Origin of the sequence: Arcobacter sp. CECT 8985, from assembly GCF_004116495.1 — a bacterium.
GTDB lineage: Bacteria > Campylobacterota > Campylobacteria > Campylobacterales > Arcobacteraceae > Malaciobacter.
In genome coordinates, this window is record NZ_PDKC01000047.1 from 1 (window position 1) to 14,283 (window position 14,283).

Sequence of the window (14,283 nt, forward strand, 5' to 3'; positions counted from 1 at the left end):
TTTATGAAGTGAATTTTTATTACAAGGTTGAAGTATAAGTTTATTTAGTCTTGTTCCAATTTCATTTTCTACTTTTTCATCAATTTTTGTAAGAGAATTTAAGTAAATAATATATTTTAAAGCATTTAATTCATGAATATCATCTCCACTAACTTCACTATAAGCTTTTTTCAAATATCTTTTTGATTGAGTATAATCATTTTCATAAAAATTAAAATATGCCAAAGATAAATCAACCATATACATATTTTTTCTTTTTACAGATTTTAAATATTTAATATATGGTTTATAATTTTTAAATCTTTTTGTTGTTTCATAATATGAAGGCATTGGAATATCAAAAAACTCTTGAGAATTTAATAATACTCTAAAAAGTAATAAATCAAAATATTTAGAATTAATATTTTCATTTGCAATATTTTTTATCTCTTCTAATACATTTGCTTTTATATTTAAAGCTCTTATTGTATAAAATTTTATAATCTCTTCTTTATTTTTAGCCATTGATAAAAGCTTTTTCCACTGTTTATCTGTTTTTATATATTTAAAATTATAATAAGCTAAATGCCAATTAACTCTATTTTCATCAAAAAGTTTTGTAAATTCATACACACCTTTTACTATATCGTTATTTTTTATTAAAATACCAGCATAAAGACCTTGTATCCAATCTTTTACTATACTATTTGAGTTTTTTAATAAATATTTATATTTTTCATATATTTGTAAGGTATTGTCTAAATTATTATAATGTGCAAGTCTTAAAGCAATAAAAAAATATCTTAATTTTAAATATTTAGAATTTACTTTATCAACTTTTAAAAGTGCTTCATTTACCATATTTGGTACTTTACTTAAATCAATTTTTTTACCTTCATATCCAAACTTTGCATAATAACTTTTCCATGAAGATACATAAGGTTTTTGATAATTTATAAAATTTATATAATCACTTATTTGCTTATTTTTAATCATTGCTAAGTTTTTATTTTTATAAATAAAGTCTTCAATTTGCTTTTTTGTATAATTACCTTTAAACTCTTTATACCACTCTTGTAAGTTTCTTTTTTTTATTTTTTTATTGTAATCATATATTATGTCATTATATACCCTACTACTAGTCAAATCACCAGTAATATTTGCAAATGCAAAATCTCTTTTATGCAAAAATCTAAACTGATAATCTTCTGGCCAAAAACCTCCACCACAAGCAATGCTTGAAGTATAAAGAAACACAAATAACAACAATATTCTTAACAATATTTATCCTTTTAATAATTTTTCTAAATTACATTTATTTTTTACTATGTTCATACTGCATAATATCAACTGTATCAAAGTAATATGTTATAAATCCACACTCTTTTAATAACTGTTTATAATAAGAAGTATCTGAATATTTATCTTTTAACTCATCAAGAAACTTTCCATATCCATTTTCTATATACTTTTCATAAGAAAAATTAGTTTTGCTAATTTTGTAAGCTTTAATATTACCAAGAAAGTTTGCATATTCATTTATTATATATTTTCTATAAATAAAATTTGTTTTTATTTTTTCATAATCTTTTTTATCAGTATCAATAACTTTTGCATTATTTATATCATATAAAGTTAATTCACTTTTTGCAAGTGCGTACAATATTTTAGCTTTAAACTCTTTATTTTTCACAGTTTCTAAGGCTTTTTTAAAATGATTTATTGATAAATTAATCTTCTTTAATTCATTCTTTTTCTCTTTAAAATAATAATTACTTCTAAATATGGTAGTTAAAATATTTGAATTTCCCCAATAACTCAAATTATAAAGTGCAGTTGCATAAAGATAATTATCTATTGTTGAATTTGGATTTTTTTGTAGATTACTTTTAATATCAATTAATTTTTTTATTGTTTCATAATATGTATATTTTTTCTTTGATTTAACCCTATTATTTCCAACTATATAATTATTAAAAATATTAAAATCAAGCTTTTTTTGTTTTTTATTTTTTTCAATTCTTTTTAAAACTTCATCAAATTGCAAATTATTCATAAGAATATTTATATAAGCTAATTTTAGTTGTTTTTTTAAAAACTTATTTTTCATTAAGTAATTAATCATATACTCTTCTAAATTTGTTTTATTTTTTTTATTTTCTAAAGCTTTTAACTCATTGTATTTTTTTAAATTAATTGCATTTACATTTGTATAATCTATATTTTTTGATAAAAAATACTTTAACTCATCATTTTGTTTTTTATAAATATCTTTTATTTTATAAAATGTATATTTATGAAGTGAATTCTTATTACAAGGTTGCAACATAAGTTTTTCTAACTTTGTTCCAATTTCATTTTCTGTTTTTTTATCTATTTTTGTGAGTCTATTTAGATAGATTATATACTTTAAAGCATTTAGTTCATGAATATCATCTCCACTTACTTCTTTATATGCTTTGTTTAGATATTTTTTTGATACGTCAAGATTGTTTTGATAAAAGTTAAAATAAGCCAATGCCAAATCAACCATATACATATCATCTCTTTTTATACTTTTCAAATAAGAGATGAATGGCTCATAATTTTTAACTACCTTTGAATCATAGTAAAATGGCATAGGAATATCAAAGAAATCTTGAGAGTTTAAAAGTGTTCTAAATAAAAGCAGATCAAAAAACTTTGAGTTTTTATCTACTTTTGTAATATTTTTCAACTCTTCTAATACATTTGCTTTTATATTTAAAGCTCTTATTGTATAAAATTTTATAGTATCTTCTTTATTTTTAGCCATTGATAAAAATTTATTCCATTGCTCATCTGTTTTTATATATTTAAAATTATAATATGCCAAATGCCAATTATATTTATCTTCACCAAATAACTTAGTAAATTCATAAACACCTTTTACTACTTCACCTTTTTTGATTAGTATTCCTGCATAAAGACCTTGTATCCACTCTTTTGCGATACTATGACTATTTTTTAATAAATATTTGTACTTATTATAAATATCTATTGTGTTATCTAAATTATTATAATGTGCTAATCTAAGTGCTAAGAAAAAATATCTAAGTTTTAAATATCTTGAATTTACATTTTCTACTCTTTTTAAAGCTTCTTCTATGACAACTGGAAGTTTAGACATATCAAGTTTTACACCTTTATATCCAAACTTTTGGTAATACCATCTATTTGAAGATATATATGGTTTTTGATACTCTAAAAAATCAATATAATCTCTTATCTGTTGATTTTTTATTTTTGATAATTCTTTGTTCTTATAAATAATATCTTCTATTTCTTTTTCAGAATAAGAATTACCAAATTGAGCTCTCCACTCTTTTATATTTTGTTTTTTTATTTCATCATTATAATCATATATTAAATCATTATAGACTCTACTACTTGTCAAATCACCTGTAATATTTGCAAATTCAAAGTTTCTTTTATGCAAAAATCTAAACTGATAATCCTCTGGCCAAAAACCTCCACCACAAGCAATACTTGAAGTATAAAAGAGTATAAAAAACAATAATATTTTTAACAATATTTACCCTTTTAATAATTTTTTCAAATTATATTTATTTTTATACTTTATAGTATAAAAAATTATTTCTTTAAAAGGATTCTTTGCAATATCAAAAAAATCGTTTAGCGCAATTTTTAAATCATCCAAATTAGAATCTTCAAATCTAAAAACATCACCCTTATAAATATATCTTCCCTTAAAATAAAAACTTTTAACAACTTTATAATAATTTCTTTTTACTATTTTAAAATTCTTACTAAAATCTTGTTTTTTTACACCTTCAAAGATATCAATTGCTTTTTTATCACGAAATTGAATTGCTTGTGAATATAAAGGAAGTGCGAGTTTTAATCTTAATGGATATTTTTCAAAATTGAAGTGATATTTCTTTGCAATAAAATTATCTAATATAGAATTTTTTGTATCATAATTTGCAATATCAGACATATTATAATACATTAATAAACCATAATCAACAGGAGGAACACCAGTCTTATTATAATACTTCACTTGATGCAATCTAATAGTTGCACTGAGTTTTTTATCTATTTTATTTTTTATTTTTTTTAAAAATGAGAAATACTTAGCTCTTGTGGATATTGACCAATCACAATCAAATTGAACTTCATTATATTTAAAAGGTAATACTTTCAAATTTTTATAGACTTTATTTACTAATTCATCTAAAAAAGAGAGTTTCATAGCTTTATTTGTAATGTATATAACTGGAATTGATAATTTATCTTTAGGAATAGTTTTAAATCTAGTACTTATTATCTCTAATTTATTTGAATAGTTAATATCTAAAACTTTAATATATAATTTATCTTCTTGTTTTTTTATATTAAAACTATTTTTCCAACTATAAAAAGAGTAATTTAAATCTCTTTTTTCACTTTGAACATAAATTAATATAAGTATTAATATAGTAAAGAATAAGACTATTTTTTTCATTAGATTTTATAATTCCTTAAAATTCATATATTAATTATATAGTATTGAAATTAAATGAAAATTATTTTTTGTTATTTTTAAAGTGGCATTATAAAAGAGTTTAGACTGCCATGAAAAACATGGCAGTTTAAAATATTAATAATTTTGAGATTTTCTCATTTGCATTAACTCTTTTTGAACAGAGATATTTACTTTTTCATTTGGCTGAAAATCTAAAGCATAATTTCTTCCATCATAATCAATAGAGTTTAATATGATTTTAACTGCTTCAAGTCTTGCTTTATGTTTATCATCACTTCTAACAATATGCCAAGGTGCACTTCTTGAATTTGTTCTTCTTAACATCTCATATTTTTTTTCTGAAAATTCTCCCCATAAATCTTGAGCTTGCATATCAACTTCTGAGAACTTCCATTGTCTTAATGGATCATTTATTCTTCTATCAAATCTTCTTTTTTGTTCAGCTTTAGATACAGAAAAATAAAGTTTAATAAGTATCATTCCTTGTCTTACTAAATCTTGTTCAAAATTAACTACATCTTCCATAAAAATCTCATACTCTTCTTGTGTACAAAATCCAAAAATAGGTTCAACCATTGCTCTATTGTACCAGCTTCTATCAAATAAAACTATTTCTCCACCAGTTGGAAAATGTTCAATATATCTTTGTAAAAACCACTGATTTTTTTGAGTTTCTGTTGGTTTACCTAATGCAACAATTCTATAGTGTTTATTATTCATATATCTAGTGATTCGTCTAATGGCACCACCTTTTCCTGAAGCATCTCTACCTTCAAAAAGAATAATCATTCTTTTGTTTTCATTTTCTAAATGGTTTTGTAATTTAATAAGTTCAATTTGATACTGTTTTAACTCTTCAGCATCATATATTTTTTGAATTCCATCTTTTAAATTATCTGTATCATGCTCTGCAAATTCTCCCAAAATACTTTTCATTAAATCATTTTCATATTTTAATTTATTTACTTCATCTTGATTTTCTACTTTTGCAGTTGGAACTTCTTTTATATCAATATTACTTTTTTTATCTTCAATAACAATAGAATCTTTAAATTTTTGCATTAAGTTTAATGCACTTTTTTTAGTTAGGTTGTCTTTTTTTGTATATCCCAAAACCTTAACATATCTTTTTCTTTCATGTTGAAATCTAGCTATATATTTTTTTCCAAATGTAGGGTGAGCAACCTTTGAAACATATAATCCACTATAATTTGTTTTTTCAAAATCACTTAAATTCATTGTTATTCAGCCTTTGCAAATTTATTTTCTTTTTCCATTAATTCAATTTCTTTTTTTCCACTAATTACTATATTTTTATCAACTTTAATATTCTTCATATTAGTTTTATTAGGATATTCAACAGAAGATAAAATATGTTTAATACAATTAATTCTCGCCTTTTTCTTATCATCACTTCTTATTATAGTCCATGGAGCCATATCAGTATTTGATGCCATCAACATAGAAAATTTTGCCACAGTATATTTATCCCATAATTTTTGAGATTCTTTATCAACTGGTGATAACTTATATTGTTTTAAAGGGTCAACTTCTCTTTTTTTAAATCTTCTTGCTTGTTCTTTTTTTGATACAGAAATATAAAATTTTAAAAGTATTATTCCTGATTTGACAAGCATTTGTTCAAATTCTGGAACCTCTTTTAAAAATTCATGATGCTCTTCTGTTGTACAAAAGCCCATTACTGGTTCAACACCTGCTCTGTTGTACCAACTTCTATCAAAAAGTACAATTTCTCCAGCACTAGGTAAATAATTTGTATACCTTTGAAAATACCATTGTGTTTTTTCAATATCACTTGGCTTTTCTAAAGCTATAACTCTTGCTCCCCTTGGATTTAAATGCTCAGTAATTCTTTTTATTGTCCCACCTTTACCAGCAGCATCTCTTCCTTCAAAAATCAAAAGAACTTTTAGACCTTTTTCTTTTACATAGTTTTGAAACTTCAAAAGTTCAATTTGTAATAGACGTAACTCTTTTTCATATTGAACTTTCTCTTTTTTTACCCATATTTGTACTTTTTCATCTTTAGAACTCTTTGATAATGAAGTACTATTTTTAACAGTTTTATCTTTTTTTTTCTCTATATTTTCTGTTTCTTCCTCTAACATGACAATATATTTCCTTTAAGAAAGTCTTTCTTTGTAATTATTATACCCAAAGTTTTTTACAATTTGGTAACAGTTATTGTCTTTTTTTATAACAATTGATGGTAACTTTATTCCATTAAATGTTGTTGTTTTTACCATTGTATAATGAATCATATCTTCTAGTATAATTTTATTGCCAATTTCCAATGGCTCATCAAATGAATAATCACCGATAATATCACCAGCTAAGCAAGTATTCCCACCTAATCTATAAGTGAATTTTTTCTCATTTGCAATTGCACTATTTCTAATATCTGGCCTATAAGGCATAGCCAAAGTATCAGGCATATGAGCTTCTGCTGATGTATCTAAGATGGCAATTTTCATTTCATTATCTACAATATCTAATACAGTTGCCACAAGGTACCCAGTTTGCCATCCAACTGCTTCGCCTGGTTCTAAATATACTTCTAAATGAGGGTATCTTGATTTAAAATCTTTTAAAAGATTTATAAGTCCTTGAACATCATAATCTTTTCTTGTAATATGATGTCCTCCACCAAAATTAACCCATTTCATATTTGATAAATATTTACCAAACTTATCTTCAAAATTTTTAAGAGCACCTTCTAAAGCATCCACATTTTGTTCGCATAATGCATGAAAATGTAACCCATCTACATTTTCAAGTTTTTCTTCTTTAAAATTTTTACTTGTAATACCCAATCTTGAATAAGTACCACATGGGTTATATAAATCCACATCAACAGATGAATATTCTGGATTTACTCTAAGACCAATTGATGTTTTACCTATTGCTTTATGTTGTAATCTTTCTAATTGAGAAAAAGAGTTAAAAACAACATGATTAGAAATATCTACAATCTCGTCAAACTCTTCTTCTTTAAAAGCAGGTGAATAAGTATGAACTTCTTTTTGAAACATCTGTTTAGCAAGAATTGCTTCATGTAATCCAGAAGCACAACACCCTTTTAAATACTTTCTACATAAATCAAAAGTAGAATGAAGTGCAAAACCTTTTAATGCCAAAAGAATATTTACATCTGCATCATCTTGAATCTTTTTAAGTAATTTTAAATTTTGTTCTAACAGTTTCTCTTCACACACAAAACTTGGACTAGGCAAGTCATTTATATTATTTACAATTTTAGTTGTCTTCATCAAAGGGTTCAAAATCCTCTTTAGTTACTCCACAGTCTGGACATTGCCAATCCTCTGGTAATTCTTCAAAAGGTGTTCCAGGTTCAATTCCTTCATCTGGATCACCGACAGCAGGGTCATAAATGTAGTCACATACCACACAAATATATTTTTGCATATCAACTCCTTACTATTTTTTTTAGCATATTATTACCTAAATAAATAAGAAATGCAAGTAATCATAAGTTATAAAAATGTCAAAATTATATCAAAATATGTTAAGTAAAATCTTTATTATGAGTTTTTTATTAGAAAGAAAGCTAAATATTTTAAATATTTAGCTTTTTAAGTATTATTTTGTAGGAAGTTCCACAATTTTCCAAGGTAACCCTTGAGTCATTAACTCATCCATAAATGGTTTTGCATCAAACTCTTCTATATTAAATACACCTTTACCATCCCAAATACCTTTATAAAGCATTTTAGAACCAATCATAGCTGGAACTCCAGTAGTATAACTAACTGCTTGTGCACCAGTCTCTTTATAACACTCTTGATGGTCACAAACATTGTAGATATAAACTTTTTTCTTTTTACCATCTTTTATACCTTCAATGATACAACCAATATTTGTTTTACCAACTGTTCTTGGTCCCAAACTTGCAGGATCTGGTAATAAAGTTTTTAAAAATTCAATTGGAATAATTTTTTGACCGTGATGTTCAACTGGTTCAATTCCTAACATTCCAACATTTTGTAAGCAATTCATATGCTGAATATAGCTATCTCCAAAAGTCATAAAAAATCTAATTCTTTTAAGTCCTTTGATATTTTTAGATAAACTTTCTAACTCTTCATGATATAAAAGATATGAAGGTTTAACTCCAACTTCAGGATAATCATGCTCAACTCTAATCTCTAAAGGTTTAGTTTCTATCCATTTACCCTCTTCCCAATATCTACCGTTTGCAGATACTTCTCTTAAATTAATTTCTGGATTAAAATTTGTTGCAAATGCATAACCGTGGTCACCAGCATTACAATCCATAATATCAATATAATTTATTTCATCAAAAAGATTTTGTTGAGCATAAGCACAAAATACTCCAGTTACTCCTGGATCAAAACCACTTCCCAATAAAGCTTTAACTCCTGCTTTTTCAAAGTTTTCATTTCTTGCCCATTGTTCTTTATACTCAAATTTAGCCTCGTCTGGGTGCTCATAATTTGCAGTATCAACATAATCAACACCACATTGTGTACAAGCGTCCATAATAGTCAAATCTTGATATGGCAATGCTACATTTAATACTAACTTTGGATTAATATCTTTTATTAATTCAACTAATTGAAGTACATCATCAGCATCAACACAAGCAGTATCTATACTTACTCCTTGATTTTCTTTTATATCTTTTGCTATATCATCACATTTACTTACTGTTCTTGAAGCTAATGTAATTTTTTCAAATGTATCAATATTCATAGCACATTTTACTGTTGCAACACGACTTACACCACCTGCACCAATAATTAAAATACCTTTTTTATCCATAAAGACGCTCCTTTTAATTTGCAATTATAAACTCTTTTTATTGAATTGTAATTGAATTTGAAAAAAATTTTTTATGATTTAATTTTTTTATATTTAGTTTATCAAAAGCACAAATTTTGTGCTTTTGATTTATGTTGATAGATTAATTTTTATTTTTCAATAAATCTTTTTTCTTCAACATCTTCTAAGATTTTAGTAGCAATTTTTTCAGTTTCAATTGCTATATCATTTGTTTGACTTGCAACACTTGCATTTTTTTGAGTTTGTTGATCTAAGTCATTAATTGTATCATTTATTTGTTCGATACCTGCTCTTTGCTCTTTACTTGAAGTTTCAACATCGCTAATTAGTCTTAAAGTTTCATCAATATGAGATTTAAGTTCATTATAACCTTTTATCATCTCAGATGAAATTGACTTACCATCATTTGCTCCAAGAGTTGCATTTTCTACAAGTTCTTTGATCTCTTTTGCTGCTTCTGCACTTCTTGCTGCAAGATTTCTCACTTCTTGTGCAACTACCGCAAATCCTTTACCTGCTTCACCTGCTGTTGCTGCTTCTACTGCTGCATTTAGTGATAAAATATTTGTTTGAAATGCTATTTGATCAATTACTGTAATTGCTTCTGCAATTGCTTGTGTTTGCTCATTAATATTATCCATTGAACCACTTGTTTTATTTGCAAGTTGCTCACCATATTTTGCAGAATTTGATACATTATTTGCAAATTGTACCATTTTAGAAATATTCTCTGAATTACTTACTACATTTGATGTAATCTCTTCTAATGCCGCTGCTGTTTCTTCTAAACTTGAAGCAGATTCATTTGATGCTGTACTTAAAATAGTTACGCTATTTAATAAACTTTGAGAGTTCTTTCTTAAATTAACTCCACTATGTTTATTTTGAACTAACATATCATTTATTGTATCTGCCAATGAATTAAGTGCTTGTGCAACTTCACCTTTTGGATTATTAATTCTATGTGCAAAATTCATATTACCAAACTCAATAAGTGCTGTATCAATTTGTGCAAAATTATCATTTACTTTATTTGAAATAGAATCAAGCATTTCGTTTAGATTATTTTTAAGTTCTTCTAAACTTTGATTTTCAGTTTTTGATTCAAGTCTGTGAGTAATATTTCCATTATTAACTTCAGAAACAATCTGTTTTACATTCTCTATTAATTTATAATCTTGATCTAATAGTTTATTTGTCTTTTCAACATTTTCATTTACAACTGTTGCCATATGACCGATTTCGTCTTTTGTATTAATTTCAATTTTACTTACAGTTGATTTTTCTTTATTTAGGTATTTAAAGAAATCTAAAAGTCCAACTTGGAAAGTATTTAATGGTTTATTGATCTCTTTATTAATAAAAAAGATTACAAAAGCTGCAATTAATATAGAAATAACTATTGAAATCAATATAATATTTATAATAATTGATTCAATTTTATCTTTTGCTTCTACTCTCATTTTAGCAATGTGATTTTCAATTTTGTCTGCATATACACCAGTTCCTATCATCCAATTCCATTGGTCAAAACCTGTTGCATAACCAATTTTTTCACTTGGAGTATCACTTCCAGGTTTTGGAAAATCAAAATTAACACTATCACCACCTTTTTTAGCAGCAGCAATTAAATCTTTTATAAAATAAACACCTTTTTTACTTTTTAAATCTATAAGGTTTTTACCAACTAATTGAGGTTTTACTGGATGCATTAAATTTACACCATCATAATTGTAAATATAAAAATATCCATTATTTCCAAATCTTAAATGTGAAACCTCTTGTAATGCTTTTTTCTTCAAAGATTCAGATATATCATCAAGATATGAACCTGTACCAATAATCCAACCAAATTTTTCAAAATATTTTACATAAGCAACTTTTTGTCTTGGAGGTTTATTTGGAACTGTTTGTTCATAAGAAACAAGTCCTTGACCATTGTCTATTGCTAGTTTTATAAAATTAAGAATATGTGGTTTTGGATATCTTTTACCTTCTTTTGAAGGGTTTATTGGATGTTTTAAAACAATAGCATCTTTATTATAAACAAAGAAGTAACCACTTTTACCATATCTTGCACCTGCAATTGCATCAAGTAAAATTTTCTTTAACTCAGGAGTTGAAACTTTACCGTGAAACTCTTCATAAAGTTTATCAAGAATTTTAAATAAAAAATCAGATTTTTCAACAAGTTTATCTTTAACTTCTTTTTTTATAGCATCTAAATCTGATTTTTTATAGTAGCTTTCTACTATATTTTTAGCAAATTTTGTATAACTTGCCAAATTCTCTTTTTCTTTATCGTAAGCACTTTTTTTGTATGCCTCAATATTTTCATTTGTTAAGCTATTTAGTGAATAAATAGACTTCACAGTAATAACTGTTGCCACAAGAATAATAGTAACAATAATTATAAATAACAGTTTAGCCTTAATTGTCATACTTTTCATATACACATTCCTTCCGTTTATCTTAAAGTCATTATATCATTATTTTATTAGAAATAATTCTATTATAATAGAATTTAGGCATATTTTTAGTACTTTTTATAGCTATTTTTAAGTTTATTTCCAATACAATTGCAAATTATTTATTGGGGATGATTTGGTTTCGATTAGAGCATCGAGGCTTGATTGCATGTCGGCCTGAGCATGCCGTTACGCGGCTCATTTTTTTTAGACGCAAATAATACTAATTACGCTCCAGCTTACGCAAAAGCTGCGTAAGTTTAACAACTTATAGACTCCCTTCGGGTTGAGTCTTTGGAGACTCGCACTACTGATTCTATCTAAGTAGATTTTCGCGGGTTCACCCTAGATAGATTACTTTAAAAGAGTTGATTTAGCTTTTAAAGGACATTTTCAAATCTTAGCTTTTTAGTTGCCTTGTGGTTTGAGTTGCTAATAAGTGAAATTTTTCAAGCCTGCTAAGCATGTAGACGTCATGAGTAGATGTTTTAAGACTCCGGTTCAATCCCGGACATCTCCACCAATATACAAATCAACTTCATTATTCTTAATCAATAAAAATCTACTATTTTATTACAATTTTACCATTAAACAATACTTTTTATTGTAATATCTTTTTTATAAATTAAATTCACAAAAAGGAACAATTTGAATAAAAAGTTAATTATAAGTGCAATAGCTGTTGTGGCTATTGTTGGTGGGATATATACTAAGAATAGTATTGCAAAGAGTAAGTTTGAGCAAGGTGTTCAAAAAGAAGTAGCTAAAGATAACTCTATTAAATCTATTGATGGTGATTATTTTTGTAATGGAATATTTACAACAGAATGTGGTATAGATAATTTAAAAATGGTTATAACTAATAGAAAATCAGCTTATAGAAAATCAAATGATATTATATTAACTGCAAAGAGTATAGAAATTGATAATATTGCAGCTGCAAATAAATTTTCATCTATAAAATCTACTGAACCAATTGATGTTTTAAAAGGTCTTATGGATATAAATGACAATTATACTTTTAATATAAAAGGATTAAAATTTAGTGTTAATGATAATAATGAAGATTTTATAAAAAAGTTAAAACAACAAGCTAAAAATGATTTTAGTAAAAATGATTATGATTTTTTTGAAAAACTTGTAAATCTTTATGAAGATAATGGACTAAATATAAGCAGTTATATTTCTATTGATGATAATGCAGTACTTTCATCAACAAGTGATATAAATGGATTTGGTTTATCTTTTGGATTTGAATCAGTTCTTAATTTAAAAAAAGATGATATAAAAAATGCGAATAGATATACAATAATTAATTCATTATTATCAACAAAAATAAGTGCTTTTTCATTAAAAGCAGAAACTCTTGATTATTCTGTTCCAGAACTTGCAGCTTTTCTTTTAAAACTTCCAAATCAAAAAAGTAAATATAAACAAAGAAGATTTGAAAGAAAACTTAAAAGATTAGGGATTAATAGTAACTTTAAAGACTTTTCAGAAGATGATATTAAAAACTTTTTTAATTCAGATAATGGGAAAAATACACTTAATAAAATGACTATACAAATAGAAAACAATATAAATATGTTTATAAGAGATAAAAAAACAAATGAATATATTCATGACTTATTAAAAGATGTAAATGAAAAATTTTCTGCTCTTGGCAGAGGTAAAGATGATTCTCTTAAAGTGACATTATCAACAAATAATAAAACTATTCAAGAGCTTTTAAATGAAATTCAAACAAAAGGAAATTTAGATTTAAAAGATAGTCTAAATATATCAATTAAGTAATTAATATTTTATCAATATAATTTAAAAGCTGTGTTGCTGTTAATAATTATTAAAATTTTCAGCAACACTTTTTCTTATTTTTGCTTTTTATTAATATTTTAAATAAATACTATTTCATTTCCTGCATTTTTTCATATATTTTGATTCTTTCTAGTTGAGTATTTACCTCTAATTGTTTATACCACTGATTATATTTATTAATTATTTCATTTATATCTTTTTGTTCATTTTGTAAAGAGATATGAAACTTATTTAACATATCTAATAAAGGTTTTGAAAATTTTAAAGTTTTTTTATATTTCATTTGTTGTAAGAGTGCTTTATTTTCTTCTATATTTGCTATAACTTCTTGTTTTGTAGTAAACATAATATCTCCCCATAAAGTTTATACACTTTAATATAATAACATTTTATATGAAATTTTAGTTTAAACAATAATTTTAATTTTTATTATGGAAAAGCTTAAAAGCTTTCCCATTCATCATTATCTAAATCTTCAGATATTATTGTAGAATTTTTTTCTTTTTTAACATTTTTTAAAGAAGTTACTTTTTCATTATTAGCTTCTTTTGAAGCAGAAGAGTCAAAAGAGTCCTCATGAACTTCAATATCTTTAACTTTTACACTATCTTTTCCTAAGAACTCTTTCGCATTTGCATCTGATACTATCTCTTTTGCTATTGAATCTGT

Annotated in this window: 10 protein-coding genes, 1 other RNA gene and 2 pseudogenes; 2 read left to right on the forward strand and 11 right to left on the reverse strand. The window is 25.1% G+C overall.

Features of this window, described 5'->3' with window-relative positions; genetic code table 11:
• The 9 genes and pseudogenes from CRU93_RS13285 to CRU93_RS13325 all read right to left on the reverse strand — a co-directional run.
• Positions 1-1,260, reverse strand: a pseudogene (locus CRU93_RS13285) (hypothetical protein); the annotation flags it as partial.
• 34 nt (positions 1,261-1,294) lie between these two features.
• On the reverse strand, positions 1,295-3,529 hold the full coding sequence (locus CRU93_RS13290; protein WP_129104676.1) for a hypothetical protein: 2,235 nt from the start codon (positions 3,527-3,529) through the stop codon (positions 1,295-1,297).
• A gap of 3 nt (positions 3,530-3,532) precedes the next feature.
• Entirely contained in the window at positions 3,533-4,465 is a 933-nt protein-coding gene (locus tag CRU93_RS13295; protein WP_129104677.1) for a hypothetical protein, read from the reverse strand.
• Positions 4,466-4,600: 135 nt separating this feature from the next.
• A complete protein-coding gene (gene ppk2, locus CRU93_RS13300; RefSeq protein ID WP_129104678.1) occupies positions 4,601-5,725 on the reverse strand; it encodes a polyphosphate kinase 2 in 1,125 nt (374 codons plus the stop codon).
• 2 nt (positions 5,726-5,727) lie between these two features.
• Entirely contained in the window at positions 5,728-6,615 is an 888-nt protein-coding gene (gene ppk2, locus CRU93_RS13305) for a polyphosphate kinase 2 (protein WP_129104679.1), read from the reverse strand.
• A 15-nt stretch (positions 6,616-6,630) separates the two neighbouring features.
• Positions 6,631-7,776: a carboxynorspermidine decarboxylase gene (nspC, locus tag CRU93_RS13310; protein ID WP_258238933.1), complete on the reverse strand. Its 1,146-nt coding sequence runs from the start codon at positions 7,774-7,776 to the stop codon at positions 6,631-6,633.
• Positions 7,763-7,933, reverse strand: coding sequence for a rubredoxin (gene rd / locus CRU93_RS13315; protein WP_129104681.1), 171 nt, complete (start codon positions 7,931-7,933; stop codon positions 7,763-7,765). The genes nspC and rd overlap by 14 nt, the downstream gene beginning before the upstream one ends.
• Positions 7,934-8,107: 174 nt before the next feature.
• A complete protein-coding gene (locus CRU93_RS13320) occupies positions 8,108-9,310 on the reverse strand; it encodes a saccharopine dehydrogenase family protein (protein WP_129104682.1) in 1,203 nt (400 codons plus the stop codon).
• Between the two features lie 149 nt (positions 9,311-9,459).
• A complete protein-coding gene (locus tag CRU93_RS13325; RefSeq protein ID WP_129104683.1) occupies positions 9,460-11,781 on the reverse strand; it encodes a methyl-accepting chemotaxis protein in 2,322 nt (773 codons plus the stop codon).
• A 145-nt stretch (positions 11,782-11,926) separates the two neighbouring features.
• Between CRU93_RS13325 and ssrA the strand changes: the two genes are divergently transcribed.
• Together ssrA and CRU93_RS13335 are read left to right on the forward strand one after the other, a co-directional pair.
• Positions 11,927-12,322, forward strand: a transfer-messenger RNA (tmRNA) gene (gene ssrA / locus CRU93_RS13330).
• A gap of 125 nt (positions 12,323-12,447) precedes the next feature.
• Entirely contained in the window at positions 12,448-13,593 is a 1,146-nt protein-coding gene (locus CRU93_RS13335; RefSeq protein WP_129104684.1) for a hypothetical protein, read from the forward strand.
• A gap of 109 nt (positions 13,594-13,702) precedes the next feature.
• Here the strand turns inward: CRU93_RS13335 and CRU93_RS13340 are convergent, their stop codons facing one another.
• Entirely contained in the window at positions 13,703-13,960 is a 258-nt protein-coding gene (locus CRU93_RS13340; RefSeq protein WP_129104685.1) for a hypothetical protein, read from the reverse strand.
• 95 nt (positions 13,961-14,055) lie between these two features.
• A pseudogene (locus CRU93_RS14240) lies at positions 14,056-14,283 on the reverse strand (chemotaxis protein); the annotation flags it as partial.